Origin of the sequence: Streptomyces phytophilus (assembly GCF_013870535.1) — a bacterium.
GTDB classification, from domain to species: domain Bacteria; phylum Actinomycetota; class Actinomycetes; order Streptomycetales; family Streptomycetaceae; genus Streptomyces; species Streptomyces phytophilus.
In genome coordinates, this window is sequence record NZ_JACBXC010000489.1 from 1 (window position 1) to 4,220 (window position 4,220).

At 70.0% G+C, this 4,220-nt stretch carries 3 protein-coding genes; all 3 read left to right on the forward strand.

Going from position 1 to position 4,220, the window contains the following annotated elements:
• Positions 1 to 294 precede the first annotated feature (294 nt).
• The gene (locus H5J30_RS19825; RefSeq protein WP_181788750.1) at positions 295 to 2,412 is read left to right on the forward strand and encodes a PhoH family protein; all 2,118 of its coding nucleotides are present in this window, start codon (positions 295 to 297) and stop codon (positions 2,410 to 2,412) included.
• A gap of 4 nt (positions 2,413 to 2,416) precedes the next feature.
• Positions 2,417 to 2,914 (forward strand): rRNA maturation RNase YbeY, encoded by a 498-nt coding sequence (gene ybeY, locus H5J30_RS19830; protein WP_181788751.1) that lies wholly within the window; start codon positions 2,417 to 2,419, stop codon positions 2,912 to 2,914.
• Positions 2,911 to 4,220, forward strand: a 1,310-nt coding sequence (locus H5J30_RS19835; protein WP_181788752.1) for a hemolysin family protein, incomplete at its 3' end; no start/stop codon positions are given. The genes ybeY and H5J30_RS19835, both read left to right, overlap by 4 nt.

Here is a 4,220-nt window from a genome sequence, read left to right on the forward strand (position 1 = left end):
GGGGGCTCCGCTGCCGGCGTAACGGCACCCCGCCGCTCACGGGCTACCGCGGTACCGCGGTAGCCCGTGAGCAGGCACCCCCGCCTCTCCCACCGGCCTCCCGCCGTTCTCCCACACGTCTGGCGTACCGTCCTCGAAACTCACTGGCCACAGCCGCACCCCACCCCGTTACGATGGCGTCAGGGCCTGCGTGTGGAGCAGGCGTCGGGACCCCGGGCGTGGTCCGTCCGGCGGGCCCTCTCACAGTTACGCGAGCGAAGAAGTGGGATGAGATTCAGGCCCCAGGGCCGGCCCATGACACAGACACCCGTAAGCCGCACCCCCGAAGAGGGACAGGCCCGCGCCCAGATCACGATTCCCGCGAAGCACCCCATGGTGACGGTGCTGGGTTCCGGAGACTCCCTCCTGCGGGTCATCGAGAAGGCGTTCCCCGGCACCGACATCCACGTGCGGGGCAACGAGGTCAGCGCCGTCGGCGCCCCCGAGGAAGTCACCCTCGTCCAGCGTCTCTTCGACGAGATGCTGCTCGTCCTGCGCACCGGAGCCCCCATGACGGAGGACGCGGTGGAGCGGACGATCGCCATGCTGAAATCCGACCGCGACGACGAGGCCGGCGGGCACCACGCCCCCTCCGAGGTCCTGACGCAGAACATCCTGTCCAACCGCGGCAAGACGATCCGCCCGAAGACGCTGAACCAGAAGCGCTACGTCGACGCCATCGACAAGCACACCATCGTCTTCGGCATCGGCCCCGCCGGCACCGGCAAGACGTACCTCGCCATGGCCAAGGCGGTCCAGGCCCTGCAGTCCAAGCAGGTCAACCGCATCATCCTGACCCGCCCCGCGGTCGAGGCCGGCGAACGCCTCGGGTTCCTGCCCGGCACGCTGTACGAGAAGATCGACCCGTACCTGCGCCCGCTGTACGACGCGCTGCACGACATGCTGGACCCGGACTCGATCCCCCGCCTGATGGCGGCCGGCACGATCGAGGTGGCGCCCCTGGCATACATGCGCGGCAGGTCGCAGCCTGTCTGGACCAATGTGCTGACGCCGGATGGCTGGCGTCCTATCGGCGGCCTTCAGGTCGGCGACCTGGTCATCGGCTCCAACGGTGAGCCGACACCGGTGCTGGGCGTGTACCCGCAGGGAGAGCGGGACATCTACCGCGTCACCGCGCAGGACGGCGCGTGGACCCTGTGCTGCGGCGAGCACCTGTGGACGGTGAGGACCGCCGCAGACAAGCGCCGCAACAGGCCGTGGCGGGTCCTGGAGACCCGGGAGATGATCGGCAACCTGCGCGCCGCACACGCCCGCCGGTACGAACTCCCGACGCTGACCGGACCGACGCAGTTCCCCGCCCGCGAGGTGCCGCTGGATCCCTACGCGCTGGGCCTGCTGCTCGGCGACGGCTGCATCACCGGCGCTACCACCCCATCGTTCACCACCACCGATCCTGAGCTTGTCTCAGCCCTGGAGCTGGCTCTGCCCGGCGTCAAGGTACGGCGGAAGGGGTCGGTGGAGTACGTCCTCAACCGCGTGAAGACTCCCGGCGACGTCATCACACTGGAGAACCCGGTCACCAGGGACCTGCGCACGCTCGGTCTGCTCGGCTCAAGATCCGTCTCGAAGTTCGTGCCGGACGACTACATGTACAACACCCCCGAGGTCCGGCTGGCTCTGCTCCAGGGCCTGCTCGACAGCGACGGCGGACCTGTCACGCAGTCCGACCGGACGTGCCGCGTTCAGTACACGACAGCGTCGATCCTGCTCCGTGACGACGTCGTCTCCCTCGTGCAGTCTCTGGGCGGAGTCGCCTACACCCGGCGCCGGGCGGCCGAGGACCGCACCCCCGGGCGGGCACGGGGTCGGGACGTACACCACCGCCGCGACGCGCACATCGTCGACATCCGGCTCCCCGAAGGCATCGAGCCTTTTCGGCTCGCGCGCAAGCGCGGGAAGTACCTGGCCGCGGGAGGCGGTGGCCGTCCGATGCGGTTCATCGACAGCATCGAGCCGGCAGGTCGCGAGGAGACCGTGTGCATCCAGGTGGCAGCGGAGGATTCGCTGTACGTCACGCAGGACCATCTGCTCACGCACAACACGCTCAATGACGCGTTCATCATCCTCGACGAGGCCCAGAACACGAATCCCGAGCAGATGAAGATGTTCCTGACCCGGCTCGGGTTCAACTCCAGGATCGTCGTCACCGGTGACATCACCCAGGTCGACCTGCCGGGCGGCACGAGGAGCGGGCTGCGGCAGGTGAAGGGGATCCTGGAGGGGGTGCAGGACGTGCACTTCTCCACGCTGACCAGTCAGGACGTCGTCAGGCACAAGCTGGTGAGCCGGATCGTCGAGGCGTACGACAAGTACGACGTCAGAAACGGCGACGACAGGAACGGCAGGGCCTAGAGCCGTGTCCGTCGAGGTCAACAACGAATCCGGGGTCGAGGCCGACGAGGAGGCCGTGCTCGGCGTCGCCAGGTACGCGCTGGCGCGCATGCGCATCCACCCGCTGTCCGAGCTGTCGGTGATCCTCGTCGACCCGGCCGCGATGGAGCAGTTGCACGTGCAGTGGATGGACGAGCCGGGGCCGACGGACGTGATGTCGTTCCCCATGGACGAGCTGCGGCCGCCCGCCAAGGACGACGAGGAGCCGGTGCAGGGGCTCCTCGGCGACATCGTGCTCTGTCCCGACGTCGCCCGCCGGCAGGGCGAGGCGGCGCCGACCGCGCATTCCATGGACGAGGAGCTGCAGTTGCTCACGGTCCACGGCGTGCTGCACCTCCTCGGTTACGAGCACGAGGATCCCGCGGAGAAGGCCGAGATGTTCGGCCTGCAGAAGGCGATCGTCGACGGCTGGCGCGCCGAGCGCGGCGTGGCCGGTCCCTCGCCGGCGCCCACCGAGCGATGACCGCCCGGCTGATCGCCGCGGCGGTCCTGCTCGTGGGGGTCGGCTGGCTCGCGTCGTGCGCGGAGACGGCGCTGGCGCGGACGACGCGGATCGCCGCCGAGGACGCGGTACGGGCCGGGCGGCGCGGGTCGGCGAAGCTGCTGGCGGTGACGTCCGACCCGGTGCGCTACCTGAACGTGGCGCTGCTGGTGCGGGTCGGCTGCGAGATGGCCGCCGGCGCGCTCGTGACGTACGCCTGCCTGCGCCACTTCGACCGTACCTGGGAGGCGCTGACCGTCGCGATCGCCGCGATGGTCCTCGTCTCGTACGTCGCGATCGGCGTCTCGCCGCGCACCATCGGGCGCCAGCACCCGGTGGCGACCGCCACGGCATCCGCGTACGTGCTGCTGCCGCTGGCGCGCGTCATGGGCCCGGTGCCGATGCTGCTGATCCTGCTGGGCAACGCGCTGACGCCGGGCAAGGGCTTCCGCCAGGGCCCGTTCGCCTCCGAGGCGGAGCTGCGCGCGATGGTGGACCTGGCGGAGAAGGAGTCGCTGATCGAGGACGACGAGCGGCGCATGGTCCACTCGGTCTTCGAACTCGGCGACACGCTGGTGCGCGAGGTGATGGTGCCGCGCACGGACGTGGTGACCATCGAGCGGTACAAGACGCTCCGGCAGGCGCTGACGCTCGCGCTGCGCTCCGGCTTCTCGCGGATCCCGGTGACGGGCGAGAGCGAGGACGACGTCGTCGGCGTGGTGTATCTGAAGGATCTCGCGCGCAAGGTGCACATCAGCCGGGAGGCCGAGTCGGAGCTGGTGTCGACGGCGATGCGGCCGGCGGCGTTCGTGCCGGACACGAAGAAGGCCGCGGACATGCTGCGGGAGATGCAGCAGCAGCGGATCCACGTGGCGGTCGTCATCGACGAGTACGGGTCGACGGCGGGGATCGTGACGATCGAGGACATCCTGGAGGAGATCGTCGGCGAGATCACCGACGAGTACGACCGGGAGCTGCCGCCGGCGGCGGAGCTGGGCGACGACCGCTACCGGGTCACGGCCCGCCTCGACATCGGCGACCTGGGCGAGCTGTACGACCTGGAGCTGGACGACGAGGACGTGGAGACGGTCGGCGGGCTGCTGGCGAAGCAGCTGGGCCGGGTGCCGATCGCGGGGGCGACGGCGGAGGTCGACGTCACGCACGACGGTTCCGACCCGGGGCTGCGGGCGCTGCGGCTGACCGCGGAGTCGCCGGCGGGGCGGCGGAACAAGATCGTGACGGTCCTGGTGGAGCCAGTGCGGGAGGCCCCGGTGGCGCAGGACGAGAG